This is a genomic window from Paenibacillus sp. 1_12 (genome assembly GCF_900114475.1).
Taxonomy (GTDB): domain Bacteria; phylum Bacillota; class Bacilli; order Paenibacillales; family NBRC-103111; genus Paenibacillus_S.
Window position 1 is genome coordinate 1 of record NZ_FOTE01000029.1, and the last position, 17,419, is coordinate 17,419.

The 17,419-nt window shown below is 43.8% G+C and carries 19 protein-coding genes and 1 rRNA gene; 7 read left to right on the plus strand and 13 right to left on the minus strand.

What is annotated here, in order from left to right; translation table 11 throughout:
* Positions 1 to 211, minus strand: a 16S ribosomal RNA gene (locus BM210_RS31135); the annotation flags it as partial.
* Between the two features lie 747 nt (positions 212 to 958).
* On the opposite strand from BM210_RS31135, the gene BM210_RS36360 reads away from it, so the two are divergent.
* From BM210_RS36360 to BM210_RS31155, 4 genes are all read left to right on the plus strand, one after another.
* Positions 959 to 1,441 carry a phage lytic cycle repressor MrpR family protein gene (locus BM210_RS36360; RefSeq protein ID WP_371263571.1) on the plus strand — a complete coding sequence of 161 codons (483 nt, stop codon included), beginning with the start codon at positions 959 to 961 and terminating at the stop codon, positions 1,439 to 1,441.
* Between the two features lie 104 nt (positions 1,442 to 1,545).
* On the plus strand, positions 1,546 to 2,136 hold the full coding sequence (locus BM210_RS31145) for a DUF1989 domain-containing protein (protein ID WP_091176566.1): 591 nt from the start codon (positions 1,546 to 1,548) through the stop codon (positions 2,134 to 2,136).
* Between the two features lie 73 nt (positions 2,137 to 2,209).
* Positions 2,210 to 2,836 carry a LysE family transporter gene (locus tag BM210_RS31150; RefSeq protein WP_091176568.1) on the plus strand — a complete coding sequence of 209 codons (627 nt, stop codon included), beginning with the start codon at positions 2,210 to 2,212 and terminating at the stop codon, positions 2,834 to 2,836.
* Between the two features lie 90 nt (positions 2,837 to 2,926).
* Positions 2,927 to 3,700 carry a YqcI/YcgG family protein gene (locus BM210_RS31155; protein ID WP_091176570.1) on the plus strand — a complete coding sequence of 258 codons (774 nt, stop codon included), beginning with the start codon at positions 2,927 to 2,929 and terminating at the stop codon, positions 3,698 to 3,700.
* A gap of 11 nt (positions 3,701 to 3,711) precedes the next feature.
* On the opposite strand, the gene BM210_RS31160 is transcribed toward BM210_RS31155, so the two are convergent.
* The 4 genes from BM210_RS31160 to BM210_RS31170 all read right to left on the minus strand — a co-directional run bounded on the left by BM210_RS31160 (position 3,712) and on the right by BM210_RS31170 (position 7,247).
* Positions 3,712 to 5,028 carry an amino acid permease gene (locus BM210_RS31160; RefSeq protein WP_091176572.1) on the minus strand — a complete coding sequence of 439 codons (1,317 nt, stop codon included), beginning with the start codon at positions 5,026 to 5,028 and terminating at the stop codon, positions 3,712 to 3,714.
* Between the two features lie 89 nt (positions 5,029 to 5,117).
* Positions 5,118 to 5,750, minus strand: coding sequence for a spore coat protein (locus BM210_RS31165; RefSeq protein WP_091176573.1), 633 nt, complete (start codon positions 5,748 to 5,750; stop codon positions 5,118 to 5,120).
* Positions 5,751 to 5,926: 176 nt separating this feature from the next.
* On the minus strand, positions 5,927 to 6,073 hold the full coding sequence (locus tag BM210_RS35145) for a hypothetical protein (protein ID WP_177238104.1): 147 nt from the start codon (positions 6,071 to 6,073) through the stop codon (positions 5,927 to 5,929).
* A 97-nt stretch (positions 6,074 to 6,170) separates the two neighbouring features.
* Positions 6,171 to 7,247 (minus strand): rod shape-determining protein, encoded by a 1,077-nt coding sequence (locus BM210_RS31170; protein ID WP_091176574.1) that lies wholly within the window; start codon positions 7,245 to 7,247, stop codon positions 6,171 to 6,173.
* Between the two features lie 387 nt (positions 7,248 to 7,634).
* Between BM210_RS31170 and BM210_RS36365 the strand changes: the two genes are divergently transcribed.
* Entirely contained in the window at positions 7,635 to 7,757 is a 123-nt protein-coding gene (locus BM210_RS36365; RefSeq protein WP_371263572.1) for a hypothetical protein, read from the plus strand.
* 53 nt (positions 7,758 to 7,810) lie between these two features.
* Positions 7,811 to 8,374, plus strand: coding sequence for a hypothetical protein (locus tag BM210_RS31180; RefSeq protein ID WP_091176578.1), 564 nt, complete (start codon positions 7,811 to 7,813; stop codon positions 8,372 to 8,374).
* Between the two features lie 69 nt (positions 8,375 to 8,443).
* On the opposite strand, the gene BM210_RS35925 is transcribed toward BM210_RS31180, so the two are convergent.
* The 5 genes from BM210_RS35925 to BM210_RS31200 form a co-directional block, all read right to left on the minus strand.
* Positions 8,444 to 8,779, minus strand: a complete 336-nt coding sequence (locus tag BM210_RS35925) for a metallophosphoesterase family protein (protein WP_256224165.1) — start codon at positions 8,777 to 8,779, stop codon at positions 8,444 to 8,446.
* On the minus strand, positions 8,764 to 9,678 hold the full coding sequence (locus BM210_RS31185) for a purple acid phosphatase family protein (RefSeq protein WP_256224166.1): 915 nt from the start codon (positions 9,676 to 9,678) through the stop codon (positions 8,764 to 8,766). Before BM210_RS31185 ends, BM210_RS35925 begins: the two co-directional genes overlap by 16 nt.
* 88 nt (positions 9,679 to 9,766) lie before the next feature.
* Entirely contained in the window at positions 9,767 to 10,210 is a 444-nt protein-coding gene (locus BM210_RS31190) for a HEAT repeat domain-containing protein (RefSeq protein ID WP_091176579.1), read from the minus strand.
* An 18-nt stretch (positions 10,211 to 10,228) separates the two neighbouring features.
* The gene (locus BM210_RS31195; RefSeq protein ID WP_091176581.1) at positions 10,229 to 10,411 is read right to left on the minus strand and encodes a DUF3934 family protein; all 183 of its coding nucleotides are present in this window, start codon (positions 10,409 to 10,411) and stop codon (positions 10,229 to 10,231) included.
* A 113-nt stretch (positions 10,412 to 10,524) separates the two neighbouring features.
* Positions 10,525 to 11,256 (minus strand): DL-endopeptidase inhibitor IseA family protein, encoded by a 732-nt coding sequence (locus BM210_RS31200; protein ID WP_091176582.1) that lies wholly within the window; start codon positions 11,254 to 11,256, stop codon positions 10,525 to 10,527.
* Between the two features lie 223 nt (positions 11,257 to 11,479).
* Between BM210_RS31200 and BM210_RS31205 the strand changes: the two genes are divergently transcribed.
* Positions 11,480 to 12,028: a D-lyxose/D-mannose family sugar isomerase gene (locus tag BM210_RS31205; RefSeq protein ID WP_091176584.1), complete on the plus strand. Its 549-nt coding sequence runs from the start codon at positions 11,480 to 11,482 to the stop codon at positions 12,026 to 12,028.
* A 106-nt stretch (positions 12,029 to 12,134) separates the two neighbouring features.
* Here BM210_RS31205 and BM210_RS31210 read toward each other — a convergent pair whose 3' ends face one another.
* The 3 genes from BM210_RS31210 to BM210_RS31220 all read right to left on the minus strand — a co-directional run bounded on the left by BM210_RS31210 (position 12,135) and on the right by BM210_RS31220 (position 17,413).
* Positions 12,135 to 14,288, minus strand: a complete 2,154-nt coding sequence (locus BM210_RS31210) for a bifunctional diguanylate cyclase/phosphodiesterase (protein WP_091176585.1) — start codon at positions 14,286 to 14,288, stop codon at positions 12,135 to 12,137.
* 412 nt (positions 14,289 to 14,700) lie between these two features.
* The gene (locus BM210_RS31215; protein ID WP_091176587.1) at positions 14,701 to 15,891 is read right to left on the minus strand and encodes a sugar ABC transporter permease; all 1,191 of its coding nucleotides are present in this window, start codon (positions 15,889 to 15,891) and stop codon (positions 14,701 to 14,703) included.
* Positions 15,884 to 17,413: a xylose ABC transporter ATP-binding protein gene (locus BM210_RS31220; RefSeq protein WP_091176588.1), complete on the minus strand. Its 1,530-nt coding sequence runs from the start codon at positions 17,411 to 17,413 to the stop codon at positions 15,884 to 15,886. Before BM210_RS31220 ends, BM210_RS31215 begins: the two co-directional genes overlap by 8 nt.
* Positions 17,414 to 17,419: the final 6 nt, after the last annotated feature.

Here is a 17,419-nt window from a genome sequence, read left to right on the forward strand (position 1 = left end):
GCTCCGTGTTTCTTGATCTCAACATGCGTCAAAATCACTTATCCGGTCTTAGCTACCGTTTCCGGTAGTTATCCCGATCCTGCAGGCAGGTTGCCTACGTGTTACTCACCCGTCCGCCGCTAACTGTTCCCGAAGGAACAATCCGCTCGACTTGCATGTATTAGGCACGCCGCCAGCGTTCGTCCTGAGCCAGGATCAAACTCTCCATTAAGGTAGAACTTGAATTGCACTCATTCGTCTTGCTGGCGAGAATTTGCATTCTCTTGTACTGCTATTTTACTCACTCGTTGATTCAGTTTTCAAAGGACAATTCTTTTTTCGATCATTTTCGACATTCCGTCAAAAGCGACCTGATCAATATACCACATTCATTCATTCAATTGCAAGTACTTTTTTTAATTTATTTCCGATGGTCAGATCATCCATCTTCTTGCTCTCTATGTATCACTTTCGCAACAGCAAGAATGTTAATTTACCACGTTTGATCTTCGATTGCAAGAGTTTTTTTCTCAGCTCTGCAGATTAATTAAATGATCAAATCGTCCATCTATTTACTTCCTGCAGGTTACTTTCGCAACAGCAAGAAGACTAATCTATCATGCTTACTACCTACATGGCAAGTCTTTTTTTAAATAAACGGATTCTGGCAACCCAAACCCATTTAATGATTAATAATAGCGGACTATTACAACCTCGCTTTTTCCATGCTGTATCTGCCTTTGTGCCACGACTAGCTGCTCAGATCCAAGTCATCGATATCCAGTCTTAGCTTCGCTGGTCGGGATTCGTACATACGGTGGGATTGAAAGAAAACAGTAGCTTTTGTCAGAAAGTATATGTGTGATCAGTCACGAATAGACAAAACCTCCTCTTTTACATCGTATAAATAACTATAGAAATCATGTAAAATATTCCAGTAAACCCATATATCACTTTACCGAAGGGATGATCTGCTATTATTACAGTTGATAAAATTCGATTCATTGAATCACAATGCATTAATCCACAAGACGCAATTATTATCCGGCTACTTATGGAGGGCTTTGGTATCCACGAATTAGTATACTTAAAGAAGGATTCCTTAGATATGGAAAACCAGATACTTACTTTAAAAGATTCATATGGAATCAAGAGACAGGTTACTGTAACGAAGAGGTGCCTTGATCTGTTCCAAAGTGCAGTCAATCAAACTAAATATATTGTTAATAATGGCTACAGTCCAAGTAGACAGCTTTCTATAAATTTGCGTGACAGCGATTATCTCATCAAGGTAAGCTTGCAGGATTTCATAGCAAACCAAAGTATGATAACGGAGATGGATTCTGTTGTCTTACGAACGATATACATGCGTCTGAGAAGATTAGCCGAGTTTTTCAAAACACCTGAATTAATTCATTTAACTTCAATAAAGCCTCAGCTGAAAGAAATTATATACGTTTGATCGAACGATGGGGGCTGAGAAGCCTCCTTTTTATTTGCATGAGAATCCATCCCGGCAGCCATACTGTGAAAGTAACTTTAGCTAATTGCTATAGGAGGGTAACAATGATTAAACATAAATGGATCATTCCTGCTACTGAGAGACTTGGTTTTAAACTTGCAAAAGGGGAAGTCGTCCGAATAACCGATGTGGATGGTGCGCAGGTGGCTGATCTCGTGGCCTATCGTGCGGACGATACAAGCGAGCGCCTCGATCCTGGAGTAACTATGGATGCTTTGCATAAGATGAAAGTAAAACCTACAGACCTCATTTACTCCAATAAATACAGACCGCTGCTCACCGTGATAGCGGATACGGTAGGTCAGCACGATTTTATTAATCCCGCCTGCCGCTCTGAAATGTACGAGCTGCTGTACAACAAACAAAATCACGCCAGCTGCTATGAGAACCTGAACATGGCACTTACTCCTTTTGGTATAACACCGCCTGATCAACACTACCCGTTCAATCTGTTCATGAACACGGTGATTCAACCATCCGGGGACATTCAAATAAAAAAACCGCTGTCCAAAGCCGGAGACTATATCGAACTTCGCGCAGAAATCGATCTGATTATCGCTATATCTGCTTGCCCGTGTGCAGAAAGCGATTGTAATGGATACGTATGTACATCTATAGAGGTGGAAATTGTGTAGACTCTTCTAACATAGGATGTCCTTGAATACAATGACCTGTACAAGTCTTTGTATGACCCAAGGAGGTATGGGAATGAACACATTTTTCACCTATATGTTTCTCGGCATATCCTTATCTGCACCCATTGGTCCCATTAACGCTGCTCAACTGGATAGGGGAGCCCGATTCGGCTTTACTCATGCATGGCTGATCGGGATGGGTGCGATGTGTGCCGATTTAGTATACATGCTGCTGATTTATTTTGGTCTGGCCCATTTCTTAAGCACACCTTTTATGAAAACCTTTTTGTGGCTTTTCGGTTGCTTTGTGTTAGTTTACACAGGCGTGGAGACACTTCAAAATATAAAAAAAATGCCGGGAACTGAAACCCGGGACGTACAATCCAAAATGACCTCTTTCCGCTCCGGTTTTATGATGGCGCTGATGAATCCACTTAACATTTTATTTTGGCTCGGCATTTATGGGTCCATTCTGGCGGAAAGTATGCATAAATACGGCATGTCTCAAATGCTTTGGCATAGCTTAGGCATTTTTGCCGGTATCCTGTTATGGGATGTTGTTATGGCCGCGCTGGCAAGCTCCTTTCATAAATTCGGCAATCGCACCACGCTGCAAACTATTTCAGCCTTGGCAGGTCTCTCGCTTATTGGCTTTGGAGTTTATTTTGGATATCAGGCATTTCTCCAGCTTACCCGTTAGCAAATCCGATTATTGAGCGACCCTAAGGGCATTCACCCATATAACCTCCAACGCATAGTATGCACCGTACTAGTGAAGGAGGATTTTTACATGGTTGACTTAACTACCAAGGTCTGGCTTGATGATCATCTGTCCGACCTTGCGGAATGGCAGCAGGATGCCTATCGCCAATTCGGGAGTATGATTGCAGATCCTGATCAGAGGTACCCTTGTATTCCGGGACGCCAAGGCTTTCTTACCAACAATCTGCGGTACGGATTCGCTGCAGACCCCAGATCCGAGCAGGCCGTTGTGGATGTTGCACAGCTTTTAAAACAATATGGCGCCTGCTCACGTGAAACCGGCAAATACGCTTCACTCGTTATATTTTTCAACACACCTGGAGAGCTTGTAGATGAGTCCTCTTTAGAAGACTTCGAACTGATTTTCTGGTCCGTTCTGAACCGGGTCAGCGCTAATGACCCAACCCCTTGGCCTGATCACATTTCCACAGACCCTTCCGATCCATCCTGGGAGTTCTGCTATGACGGGCATCCGTATTTCGCCTTTTGCGGGACTCCTGTCCATCAAATTCGCAAAAGCCGAAGAACCCCTTATTTTCTCATTGCCTTTCAGCCCCGATGGGTATTCGACGAAATTAACGATTCGACCCCTTTTGGACGTAACATGAAGAAGCTTATTCGTCAAAAATTAGTCGACTACGACGGCGTACCGGCACATCCCTCTCTGAAATGGTATGGACAAGAAAATAATCAGGAATGGAAGCAGTATTATTTGCGTGATGATGAATCCGTGCCTTCCAAATGTCCTTTTACTTATATGAAAAACAAATTTAAAGCTATGGGTGTACGTTTTCATAAATAGCGGGAACTTGATTATGCCGGATCTTTTATTGTTTTATTCCCTTTATATAGCCTCCATGCTGCAACCAGTCCGATAGCCAAGACAATTAGAAGACTAGACCAAAAGCCAGGCCTGCCTGTTTCTTCCAATAAAGGTCCAGTAACAGCTGAGGCAATAAGGAGGATGGCGATCCATGATTTTACCTGACCGCCTGCTTCCGGCTTGATCAGCTTGAGATAGGAAGCAAGGATAAATAACCATGTGTATAATATCACCAAACCAGCGGCTGTCGTGATATGCTCAAAAATTTGTTTAGGCATGAGCAGCGCGAGCAGGATGGATACACACAGTCCAAGTGTATTCACTCCAAGCGCGTATAACGGCAGCTTTCTTTTACCCCACGTATTCGCCATCCATTCAGGCGCATCGCCATCCTCGGCTAAAGCCATCAGCATTGTAGATATGGCATACAAGGAAGCAACGAGAATCGAAAACCCTGCTATAACCAGTACACCGCCCAGCACATACACTAGATAAGGCAATCCCATGACCTCTAGCGCTGCGATGAGCAAGCTTTTATCAGGAGTCACCCCCTCTTTGGTCACAAAAAGCAATGCCAATCCGATTGAAAACACATAGAGAACCGTAATCGCAAGCAGCATCACTCTCCCTGCCTTAGGCGCCTCCTTGGGATCACGCAAATCCACTGCCATAAAACCCATGACCTCAATGCCGCCAAAGGCATAAAATGCATAAAGAATCCCTTTCCAAGCACCCAGCCAGCCCGAATCGAACCACTCCGCTGCGCTGTGGCGAATAGGCTTTACACCGCCTGTGCCTTGTAGAAAAGCATATCCCGCCACCAGAATGAACATAACCACCGCGGCAATTTTAACAATAGCTAACAGATTCTCCACCTTATTAATTCCACTTGACCCGAGTATGACGACCAAAAGAGCAAGTACCGCGTAACCGGCGGCGAGCATCCAAAGAGGAAACCCAGGAAGCCAGAATTGCGTAAAAATCCCGAGTGCTGTCAACGTGCTTCCCATAATCAACATCTCCGAGCACCAATAGACCCATCCCACACTAAAACCTGCCGAAGGGCCATACGCTTGTTTGGCATAAGTGCGAAAAGAGCCTTTTTGCGGGTGCAGAACGGTCATTTGAGCTAAAGCCTCATAAACAAAAAGAGTCGCAAAAGCAGCCAATATAAAAATAAGCAAAATCCAAAAACCGCTTTTTTGAATCGCAATACTGGAACCAAGAAAGAAACCCGTTCCAATGGTACATCCAACACCAAATAGAGTTAACTGCCACCAGGCCAGCTTCCCTTGTGATGTTTCCATGAACCATCCCTCCACATCCTTAATCTCGGAGTCAAGATAAAGAAAACCCGGCACAGGTTGTATAGACCCGTACCGGATTATTGTCCATATTAATGAATGGTCGTGACTGCATTTGCGGGCATTTGCGGTTTTCCGGTTGCGGGCACAAATGCGTTCAGCATTTGTTGGGCGTCGGATGCTGCCAATTGCGGCACTTGATAGTAGGCATGTTTGTTTTGATACATAAAAATTTCATAAGCCATTTCAATGAAATTTTCCACTTGGGAAGCCAATACCCGCCGTACGACCGGATTCGTCACTTCAGCGGCACACATCGTCAAGGTGGAAGCGTGAGTTTTGATCAGACCGAGCATATGCCCGCTAATCCCTGCATCCTTCACATCAGCCAAGGATTGATTCGGTTTCTTAGGCTGGGTTGGTTTGATACCAAAGATTGGCTGCGTCACATTTTTAATCATATACGTGGATGTTTCCTGGCTTGGCTTTTGTCCTGTTGTGAAACATTCTGCCGTCAGGTTGTATTGGGAAAGCGTGAAATTATATTGACGATCCAATATGTCCAGAAGCTCTTGATCCTGAACAAATTGTCTGAAAATCATAAATTGATCCAATACATTGATCGTGCATCCTAACACTTCATGCATATCAAAAAGCTCATGGCCCCCATGATTCATTTGCTGCGAGCCTTGGGTGGTACTGCTGGTTTGGGTTTGCTGCTGCATCTCGAAGTCTCCTTTTATGTTTGGATTGAGTTAACTTCGATAATATGCGTAATTTCAGATTAACTTATACGAGAGCCAAAATGCCTAAGTTAGGGCTCGGATCTGTTTGCACGAAAAAAATCCTTTCTTAGACAATTGCTAAGAAAGGATTCTGGGTTTTGTTAAAGTAAAGCTACCTAATCTTCATGGTTTAAGGCATCTTGATGTCTACGATCATTTGTATCCTGCTGTAATTGCTGTGCTTGATGGCTGTTCGCCGCTGACTTACGTAAATCCTTATTTACATTTTGCAAATTTTTATCTCTGCTTTTTGACTTTGTCATTGTTAGCTTGCTCCTCTGCTCAATAGGTGTACTTTATTAATAGGAATTGTCCCTTAATACTGTAACCATTTAAGCTGGAAAAAATGCCGGATTTGGATCATTTACCTGAAGCTTGCTCCAGAACTGCATCCATTTCAGCATTATTTGTGGACTTCGTGTTTCCAGAAAAGTGATTGCCTGTCGAAAGCAGCTTAAAGTTCAGCATCTCTCCTGCTCCATGAGCGATACATTCCATCGGCTTTTCAGCCAAATAAACAGGAATACCCGTTTCTTTCTGCAGCCTTTGATCCAGTCCATGCAATAAGGCTCCTCCTCCGCACAACAGCATGCCCCGCTCCACCAAATCCCCTGCCAGTTCAGGAGGACATTGCTCCATAGTCAATCGAATCGTATCCACAATCGACATAGAGAATTGATCTACGATCTCATAAATCTCCCTGGACGTAATAGAAATCGTTTTGGGCAGCCCTTCCATCATATCATTACCTCTGATATCCATCCGTACGTCGCCTTCCGGTATTATCGCAGAAGCCAAATTTTTCTTAATCTCTTCTGCCGTTCGCTCGCCAATAACCAAATTGTACTTTCTTTTAACGTATTCAATGATGTCCTGATCGAGCGACAGGCCTCCAATCCGCACATATTCACTGACAACAATCCCACCCAGCGAGATTAAAGCCACTTGACTCGTCCCACCACCAATGTCAACAACCATACTTCCGATAGGGTCTGCTACGGGAAGTCCCGCTCCAATAGCCGCAGCCAGCGGCTCTTCGATCGTTACCGATCTTCGCCCGCCTTTATGTACGATCATCTCCTCGACTGCCCGTTTCTGCACGGCTGTAATTCCGCATCGCACAGAAATGTACACTTGAGAACCGCGAATCCATTTATACTTCATTTTTATTTTACTTATAAAATGTTTGAGCATCGCTGAAGTCATATCGAAGTTAGCAATAACTCCGTCTTTTAAAGGGTATATGACCTCCAAATTGGCAGGCGTTCTCCCAATCATCGCATAAGCCTCATCGCCAAATGCTTCGATTTGTCCTGAATCTTTATGAATTGCGACCACAGATGGTTCACGCAAAACAATGCCAACACCTTGTTGATAAATTAAAGTATTACAAGTACCCAGATCAACGCCGAACAGTTGTTCAAACCTTTTAAACATAGACACGCTCCCTCTCGCTGTTCCAACAGACTCGGCCGTAAGCAGCAGTGTACACTATTAAACACGTTATTTGTCATACTGTTCGCGTCACACTTTCCTTCTCTGGGGGTAGAATCAATGATCTCCAGATCATGGAAATTCTTGTTTATCGCAATGAAGGAAAAGCCTTGTAGGGTAGAACTATGTATTGAATCCTTTGCACAAGTGTAGTTTTTTCGTATAATCAGGGTATGGGAAAGGGGTTGGTTCAGGCTGAACAAGAAAATGAATATATTTTCGATAATAAGTTTTGTATGTGCTCTAGCCGTTATCATCTTAGCAAGCTATTCCTTATTCCATATTGAAAATTACCAATATATACGCTATTCGCAGCTTGGATTAGGATTCATGTTATTATTTTCGAGCCTTTCAGCATTCAAACGAAAAAATAAGAACATCGGCATCATCAATCTTTGTGTTTCTTTAATTGTTTTTTATGCTTTCTTTCAAATCCTATTCACTCAAAGTTAAGAGCAATCTGAAGCCTTTATCAGTACGATCATGCCAGAAGAGGAGCATCACGAATGAAAAACATGCTAAAAAAAGCTTTATTACCAGCCTTAGCTTTAAGTCTTATGTTCGTCATACCCGCTATAGCTACTGAATCCTCCAGCACTACAACTACTAATACTACTACGGGAAATACGCAAGCTTCCATCGCAGCAGCTTCTTCGCCGTCCATATCCTTTCAAATTCCAATGCACGATTATTGCAGTGTCGATAACCCGTTTGATTTTGGATTCCAAATATCGAATGCAAACAGTGGGACAGCTAATATAACTTTATTCTTATATCAGAAGGACGGCAGCATACTGCAAGATGAGGGAATTTCCTCGGCAGGCTTGGAATCGACCATTATCCCAGGACGATCCTTAACCCTGGCTGGAAATGCCACGGCGTTCTATCATATGAATTTTGGCAATCATAATAAATGCGACCAACGTATTTACTCGGGAAAAATTGTTGTCAACGAAGGACAAGCATCATTGCTTGCCAAGGGATGGGTATATCGAAGAATTGGGTCTGAAACCAAGCTATCCGAGCTTATCACTATCAATCAAAACAAATCATTTGATCTAATTAAATAAGACTGCTATCACGCCCATCTGTGATAGCTTGGAGTGTAAACAGCAGATTGCAGGACACCATGGAGAACATTAGTGATGTAACATAAACTCGTCCTTTTTCTCCCCATCAACAGCATATGCCTGATAGGTTAAGGTGTCCTCTGCAATTTGGATTCCGGCAAACATCTGCTTCGCATTTTGAAAGTGGACCTTGTGATAAAATTGATCCTCCTTTTTCTCATTGAATTTGGGTCCTGAAGCATTCGTAACGACATACACAGTCCCCTCGCGATGATTGATGATGTCACTGCCATCGCCGACTATTTTGCCATTTCGTAATGGATAAGAACGTGAATATTCATGATTATGGCCCTGCAAAACAAGATCCACATCGTATTCATCAAACAGAGCTACCCAGTCGCCCACTTTGTCATAGGTATTCCCCCGTACGCGCCTCTGTGCATAGCTATAATTTTCCATGGCTTGTCCGTCCCTGCGAGATCCTGCTTTAACCACTTGGTTTGCTCTTTAATATGCGACTCCGTATTCAATACAACAATATGTGCAGTTCCGTAATCGAACGAGTAGTTTGTTCCTGCAAGAGAGCTTTTTGAACCATTCGTTGGTAAATTAAAATGAGCTGTATATCGATCAGCAGCACCTTTTATTTCATCATGATTTCCGGTAACAGGCATCAAAGGCACTCGTGCCAACCACCTTGCTGCTTTGCCGAAAAAATGATCCCAAGCGCCTTCATCCGCAGGGTCTTCCGTTAAATCCCCATTGTGCACGATAAATCGAGCATCGGGAAATGTCTCAAACGCTTTATTCAACGTATGGCCCCAAAGTGCAAAATCCTCTTCTGTGATTCCCTGTGAATCTGTAACATTAATGAAACTGAATGCGTTCGTCTTGGCAGCTTCTGTTGTGAACTGTGCCGTCGAGCTCCATTCGTTGTTCTTGCCGCTTCCCACACGATAGGAGTATACAGTTCCTGGCTCAAGTCCAGTGACTTCAGCCTTATGCACACCTTGCTGCTGATTGTTCCCCGTAGAAATCGATGACAGAGACCCGGCGATCGTCCTAACCTCATTTCCTTCAACATTCATATGAGAGCCTTTCATCAGCTGCAGAATGGAAGCCGAATTCGGGTTTTCCGTATACCATGTAAATGCACGGGTGGTTTGAGCATCATCTTTAAAGGTGCTTACCAAGGACTTCGGCTGTACAGCCGTATTTATGTTCGTCCATTCTATGACTATCACCAAAACGAAGACCAATAGACATGACAATCCGATCCAAACGATATCTTTTCGTAATCTCATCTCTGCTGACCTCCCAATCACTGATAGTGAATCGAACAAACCCAACACCACATAGAGCATTCGGTGTTGGGTTGTTCGCCACGACATATTATTTTTTTGTTATAGATGACCAAGTTTGTTCAAGCCATGTATCAAAATCCGCACCCTTTTCGCCTTCGTACGTATCATATACATCACTTCTCATTTTGTTCAGTTTCTCTTTGAATTGCTCGTACGTATGGCCTTCCGGCAAGCTCTTTTTTATTCTCACAAAAATTTTCGCAGCTCCTTTGATCAAGTCGCCTTTTTTCTGTGATGGAAGTTGAACCTCTTCACCGAATGCTTGAAGCTTACGGAAAGCAGCCTCTTGAACTTTGTAAACCGTATCACTGTTCATAATACGTGTGAGCACACTGATAATTTGCGAGTTATTCCACTGGCCTAACTCTTCAACAGCATCCAAACGTTCTTTCCAATTAGCTGTTCGATTGGCAGACTTGACTAGTTCCTCATAATTGGGAGGCAGTTCACTTTGTACTTCTACGTTATTCAAACCATCATTCTCCTTTTTCTACTTTTCGGATTGGTTACCTTTATGACTGCTAGCGTTCTTAGTGCCACCCGCCATTTTATCAGCTTTGCTCGTATACGGTTTCGGAGCATTCTTGGCTCTGTTGGCGCTAGCCTGCCAGCGATTCCAGCCTTTACTGTCCGTTCCTCTACCCGTTCCGCCTTTACCCTTAGCTTTACTCAAAAAATCACTCCGCTATAAGTCGTATACTTGATTATTTAACCTAGTATGTTGAAATATACAGTATCGAAACCCAGATGTACAGAAAAAGCCTTGTATGAGCACGCCAATCTCAATTAACGGATGGTATCCACCGGCTCGTCAATGCGCCAGCCCTTGCCTTCAACAAACCGCAGCTTCATTTCTTTAACCTCGAACTTGTCATTGAGCGGCACAGAAAAGCTGAAGGTTTGTATACCTTGACCCTCCTTAATTAACTTGGCCGTAGCATTGCCCCAACCCATCATACTTCCGCCGTCAGCATTCGGTTGAGCCAGCTTTCCTTCAATTTCCACTAGGCCTCCGTTCTCGATTTGCTTGTTCCAATAGGCCCCAGCTTGTTCAGGTGTATACAGCAGCTCTATGTATTCGATAAATTTAGTTTTGGTATTCAAATCTGAAGCCATCCAGCGGTAATCACTTCCCTTAAATGCAAAGGATCCATCTTGATGATCTCCGATGCCTCCATTCGAAATAACCCAGAAGTGCTTTTGAGCATCTCCTGCTAAATCTGCCGCACCTTGCTCGCCAATGTTCGCTTGTTTCCGCTGAAGGTGGCGATATTTCTCATCTTCAACGATTACAGTTTGGTTGTTTTTGTCCCAAGTGACTTTGGCTCCCAACGCTTCAGCCAGTGCGCGGGCGGGGATCATCGTACTCCCATCAATGATCTGTGCAGGTACCTCGGAATGAATTTCAGCACCATTGACCATTAATTTCACGACTAGAGGAGCTGCAAATGTAATGCTCGAAAACAGAACGGAACCCATTATGGCGCCGCTTACAAAAGATTTCCAATTCAAATTCATTATGCATAACATCCCTTCTCTTCATTTATCTTCTTCATGATTAACGTCATTATTATCCATTATGTTGCAGTTCTGTAATGGAATAAGATAATAATTTACACTTCATCAAAACTAATTTAGAATCGTTTTAGGTGGGAACGTAAGCAAGCTTTCCTGTATCAGATCCGTTTATATTCAAAGCCAAGAACAACAATTCAGTATATAAGGGGAGGTACGATTTAACATGATCACGAATGAGGAATGGTCAGCGGCTCGGGACAAGACAATAGAAATGTTTGTTGAGGCCGGTATTGCGTTATCGGAAAGGGAGCAAGCTTCCATAGAGGTAGCCGACTTTGGGCTGGGTCATCTGATAACCGAAGGCTTGGAATTAATTACATACATTAATAACGACAGATATTGCGCCAAAGAGCTTGTTCTATTCCCACGGCAAACGTGCCCTGAGCATCTGCATCCACCCATTGGCGCCGATCCAGGGAAAATGGAAACGTTTCGCTGCAGGTCAGGTGTTGTGTACCTGTACGTGGATGGACCGCCAGCAGCAGACATTCAAGCGATTGTTCCCGCAAGCAGCGAAGCCTACTACACAGTTTTTCACGAGATCGTTCTTCACCCAGGTGAACAATACACCATCTCACCAGGTACGCGTCACTGGTTCCAAGCTGGCAGCGAGGGCGCGATCGTTTCCGAGTTTTCCAGCACGAGTCGGGACGAATATGATCTGTTTACCGATCCGCGCATCAAGAGGCTGCCGGAGATTGCAGAAGGCTAAGGACCAGATGAATTGATATATTGTCGCCGTGATTTAACAACAAAAAAGACTGCTCACACAAGCAATAGAACTTGTGAACAGTCTTTTTATTACCATGTGGATACAATTAGCTGTTTGTTGTTGCTGCACCTTGCAAATACGCTCCGAAGTCTTGAACCGATAAAGGTTTACTGAATAAAAAACCTTGCCCTTGATTGCAGCCGTCCTCTTTCAGAATGTCTAATTGTTCTTGACTTTCAACCCCTTCGGCAATCACGTTGATATTTAACGTTTGAGCAATGGTCAATATCGCCTTCACTATCGCCTGACTTTCTTTATTAAGATGAATATCCCGGATAAACGAGGCATCAATTTTCAAGGTATTCACGGGAAGATGCTTAATATAACTGAATGAACTGTACCCCGTTCCAAAATCATCTATGGAAGTGTGGAGGCCTAGTTCCTTAATCCCTTGAAGAATGGTTACTGCATGATCGATATCAGCAAAAATACTTTCGGTAACCTCAAGCTCCAGCCATTGCGGATCCAACTCTGTTAGGGTTAATACTTCTTTGATCTTGTCCAAAAGATCAGGCTGATAAAATTGTCTGGCCGACAAATTAACCGATATCTGTACATGGGGGTATCCTTGATCCTGCCACTTTTTATTTTGCTCGCATCCATGCCGAAGAACCCATTCTCCCAGTGGGATGATCAGCCCCGTATCTTCAGCTACCGGTATGAATTTATCTGGAGATATCCTTCCTAATTCGGGGTGATTCCATCGAACAAGTGCTTCCATACCGATCAATTGGCCCGTCAACAGATCAAGCTTAGGCTGATAATCAATGTGAAATTGCTCCTGTTCTATTGCCTTTTTCAACTCGTTCTCTAGCAGGATGCGTGCTAAAGAACGCTCCTCCATATCCGAATGAAAAAAAGAAACACCATTCCTCCCCATATCCTTGGCTGCGTACAGAGCCATATCCGCCCGTTTTAAGAGCTCGTCCGGGTCCCTCCCATTCGAGGGAAATAAGGTGATTCCCATACTGCAGGATATCCTATGAAACTGCCCGGCAAGCTCAATCGGCATTTCAAGGCTTGCTTGAATGTTTAGAGAGACGGACTCAGCCTCCTCGGGACTCGCTTGGTTCAGTAATAAGACGATAAATTCATCACCCCCCAGACGAGCGACCAAAGCATTCGGACCCACGCAATGGCTGATCCTTTTGGCTGTTTCTATGAGAATGAGATCCCCAGCCTCATGTCCAAGCGAATCATTAATGTTCTTGAAACGATCTAAATCCAAACACAGGATGGCTAGTTGAGTTCGATAACGTTTTGCTTGAAGAACTTCCTTGCGTAACCGATCCATAAACAATCTTCGATTCGGCAAATCAGTCAATGTATCGTGGTATGCTAAATGGTAGATCCTTTGTTCTGACTTTTTTCGTTCGGTGATATCACGCATAACAAGAACCAGACTTGTCACATCTCCGTCTGGACCAAGTATAGGATTGAGAGATGTTTCTACATAAAAGTACAGATCACTTTTCGTACGGACTCGGAATTCCAGTTGAGAAGATAATTTTTGGGTATGTATGATCTGTTGAATACCGTCAGATACAGTCTTATGATCCTCTTCATGTACCCATTGCAGCAAATGACTGGATTCAAAGCTCGTCAGATCGTATCCTAATAAAATCAAATGAGATGGGGATGCATACACAAAGTTCCCTGCTGTATCGATGATTGAAATCAGATCTGATGAATTTTCGGTAATTAAACGATATTTTTCCTCGCTTTTTCTTATCTCTTCCTCCATTAGTTTACGAAGGGTAATATCATTTCGAATCGAAACATAATGATACGGCCTTCCGTGTTCATTTAAAAATGGAACGATCGTCGTATCGACCCAATAAAATGTGCCGTCTTTGGCTTCATTCCTGATTTCTCCACGCCAAATGCGTCCAGATCCAATTGTTGCCCACATGTTCTTGAAATAATCGTGAGGATGATATTTGGAATTTAATATCCGATGATCCTGACCCAGTAATTCATCCTCCCTGTATTTAGAAATTTGACAGAATTGATCATTTACATAGAGGATTATGCCACGCGGGTCCGTTATAGCTACTATAGAAGACTGGTCTAATGCATGTCTTACATCGGCCAGCTCTTTCAAGGCATCTTTCAGTTTTTCATCATTTTCCAATAACAGGTCTTCCTCAGAAGGATAGATTGATGAATGAATGGGTCTGTTGGCGCTCTGTTCTTTCATTAATCATCACCTCCATCATGTAATTGATGCTATATAAGATGAACCAAACATTCGGACAGCAGGGAGACGCTGCGAAAGCAGACCCTTCTTCCAATCGCTGTTGCAGCCAGATTCTTTGTATGCTTAGCCATATAGGGGTAAGAATCCGTCTGCAAAGGCGAACACTTCGTTTCTCCAGAAGGGTCCGCTTTCTACGCTCGGGCTGTGTGTTTCTTTGGTTCATCTTATATAGACAATCTATCGAATTTATTTGAGTACATACATGCAAAATAAACCCACCCTGCTAAACATAGGGTCGGTTTGCATTGCTTATCTGTATTGTAATTAATCTATTCAATTTTGTCTATGTCAATGGAAGATGCCAATGAAAAAAGGCTGCATGAGTCATTCTCTTCTGTTAAAATGTTGCCGTTTACGCCTTCTTCTTTTTCTGACGGCTGTAAATATCGAACCATACGGCAACGATCAGTATGCTGCCTTTTGCAATAAGCTGCCAATACGAGTCCACGTTCATGATGCTCATTCCGTTATCGAGACTCGCCATCACCAAAGCCCCGATAATCGCACCGATAATCGTTCCAGCACCGCCAAGCAAGCTGGTTCCCCCGATTACGCAGGCTGCAATCGCGTCCAGCTCATACATATTACCTGCATTGGACGTAGCAGCGTTCAAACGTGCGGTTAAAATCAGTCCGGCTACCGCGGCCAGTGTGTTGCATAGAACAAAAACGACAAGTATTCTTCGTTTCGTATTGATACCCGATAAGCGGGAAGCCTCAGCATTTCCTCCTACCGCATATGTTTGGCGTCCAAACACGGTGTTTTTGGCCATGAAAGTGAAAATGACAGCCAAGACAATAACAATCAGGAAGGGCACCGGAATGCCTTGATATTGATTCATAACCAGCACGAAGCCGAGAATGATTACCGAATAGATGACAGCCTTCGCCATCATGAATGTCATCGGCTCGAGCTCAAACCCATATTTTTTGCGTGAATTTCGTTTGCGGAGCAATCCGATCACCAGGAATATGATTGCAATCAAAGCCAGAATAAGACCAATCGGCCCGATTAAATAGGATTGTCCTATATATTTGAATCCCGGGGAAAGCGGTGCAATCGTTTTACTACCGGAAATGCCCAGCCACAGCCCACGAAATACCATCATACCGCCAAGCGTCACGATAAATGCCGGAACGGCCCGATAAGCCACCCACCAGCCTTGAATAAATCCAATCAGCGCACCCAACAAAACAGTTGCAATAATAACAGGAACCGTATCCCAGTCATACCACACGTTCAGAATAGCGGCCACCCCGCCCGTCAAGCCGACAATGGAACCGATAGACAAATCGATCTGACCGGCAACGATGACCAGAACCATACCGATCGCCAATACCGAAGTCACCGACATTTGTAAAAACAAGTTGGATAAATTTCTAGGTGTCAGAAAAGTATCATTGAGCAAGGAGAACAACAGCCAAATCGCCACCAAAGCGCCGATCATCGCGTACGCTCTAATGTCCATTTTCATCCACAACTGAATTTTTCTATTATTTTTGACCCTGTCTACCGGTACCTGAACACCGCCGAAATTAGCCATTTTTGATTCCCCCTGTTGCAGCTGCCATGATAACCTCCTGTGTTGCTGTTTGATAATTGAATAACCCAGTCATCTTACCCTCCGAAATAACCATAATCCGGTGACTGACTCCCAAAACTTCAGGCAGTTCAGATGAAATCATAATGATGGCCACCCCTTGCGATAATAACTGATTCATAATGTTATAAATTTCGAATTTCGCCCCTACATCGATCCCACGCGTCGGCTCATCCAATATGAGAATCTTGGGCTTGGTCATTAACCATTTGCCAATAACCACCTTCTGTTGGTTGCCGCCGCTTAATGTGCCAACAATGGTTTCTACTGAATTCGCTTTTATTTTTAGCTGCTGGATATAGTCCTGTCCGATGGCTATTTCCTGATTTTCCTGAATCACTCCACGAACGGCAATGCTATTTAAACTGGACAAGCTGACATTATTTTTAATATCCATATCCAGCACTAGCCCATATTTTTTTCGGTCCTCGGATACAAGCGCCATTCCGTGCTCGATGGCCTGCTGCGTGCCCTTAATGTTTACAGGTTTACCGTCAATTTCAACGCTGCCTTGAGATGCTCCCTCATAAGCGCCAAAAAGACTAAGCACCAGCTCGCTGCGGCCAGCTCCTACCAAGCCCGAAATACCGAGAATTTCCCCCTGCTTTAATTCAAAAGAAATGTTGTCAATCACTTTCCGTCCCGGCTGGCTTGGGTCCCATACGGTATAATCCTTCACCGCCAGCATCGTAGTGCCCGGTTGTGCCGGAACACGAGGGAAGCGCTCTTTTAATTCCCGTCCAACCATGAGTGATATGACTTTATCCTCCGTCAATTCCGATGCCGGGTGGGAAGCAATGGTCAGTCCGTCACGCAAAATGGTAATGGTATCTGCAATCTCGAACACTTCATTTAATTTATGTGAGATATAAATGCAGGTAACACCGAGGTTTTTAAACTCTTTCAAAATGGCAAGTAAAATAGCAACTTCCTTCTCGGTCAGCGCCGCCGTTGGTTCATCCAAAATAAGAATTTTCGCTTTCTTGGACAACGCTTTGGCTATTTCGATCAACTGCTGCTGCCCGATACCAAGCGTACCCGTAATCCTATCCGGCTTGATGCCGCTTAATCCTACCTGCCTAAGCCAGCTCTCCGTTTCCAGATAAACATAATCCCAGTCCATAATACCGAAGCGTGAAGGTTCATTCCCCAAAAACAAATTTTCGCCTACAGTCATATTCTTTACCAGCGCAAGCTCCTGATAAATAATAGCGATGCCTGCTTTCTCCGCGTCTTTAATATGTCCGAATCTTTGCACCACGCCATCGACCAAGATTTCACCGTCGTAGGTTCCCGATGGGTACAGCCCGCTTAATACTTTCATTAACGTTGATTTGCCTGCCCCATTCTCTCCGCACAAAGCGTGAACCTCGCCCTTTTTCACCTTAAACGTGACCTGATTCAGTGCTTTAACCCCCGGAAATTCCTTTGTAATAAGTTTCATTTCAAGGGCCATCGCTTCCATGTGATC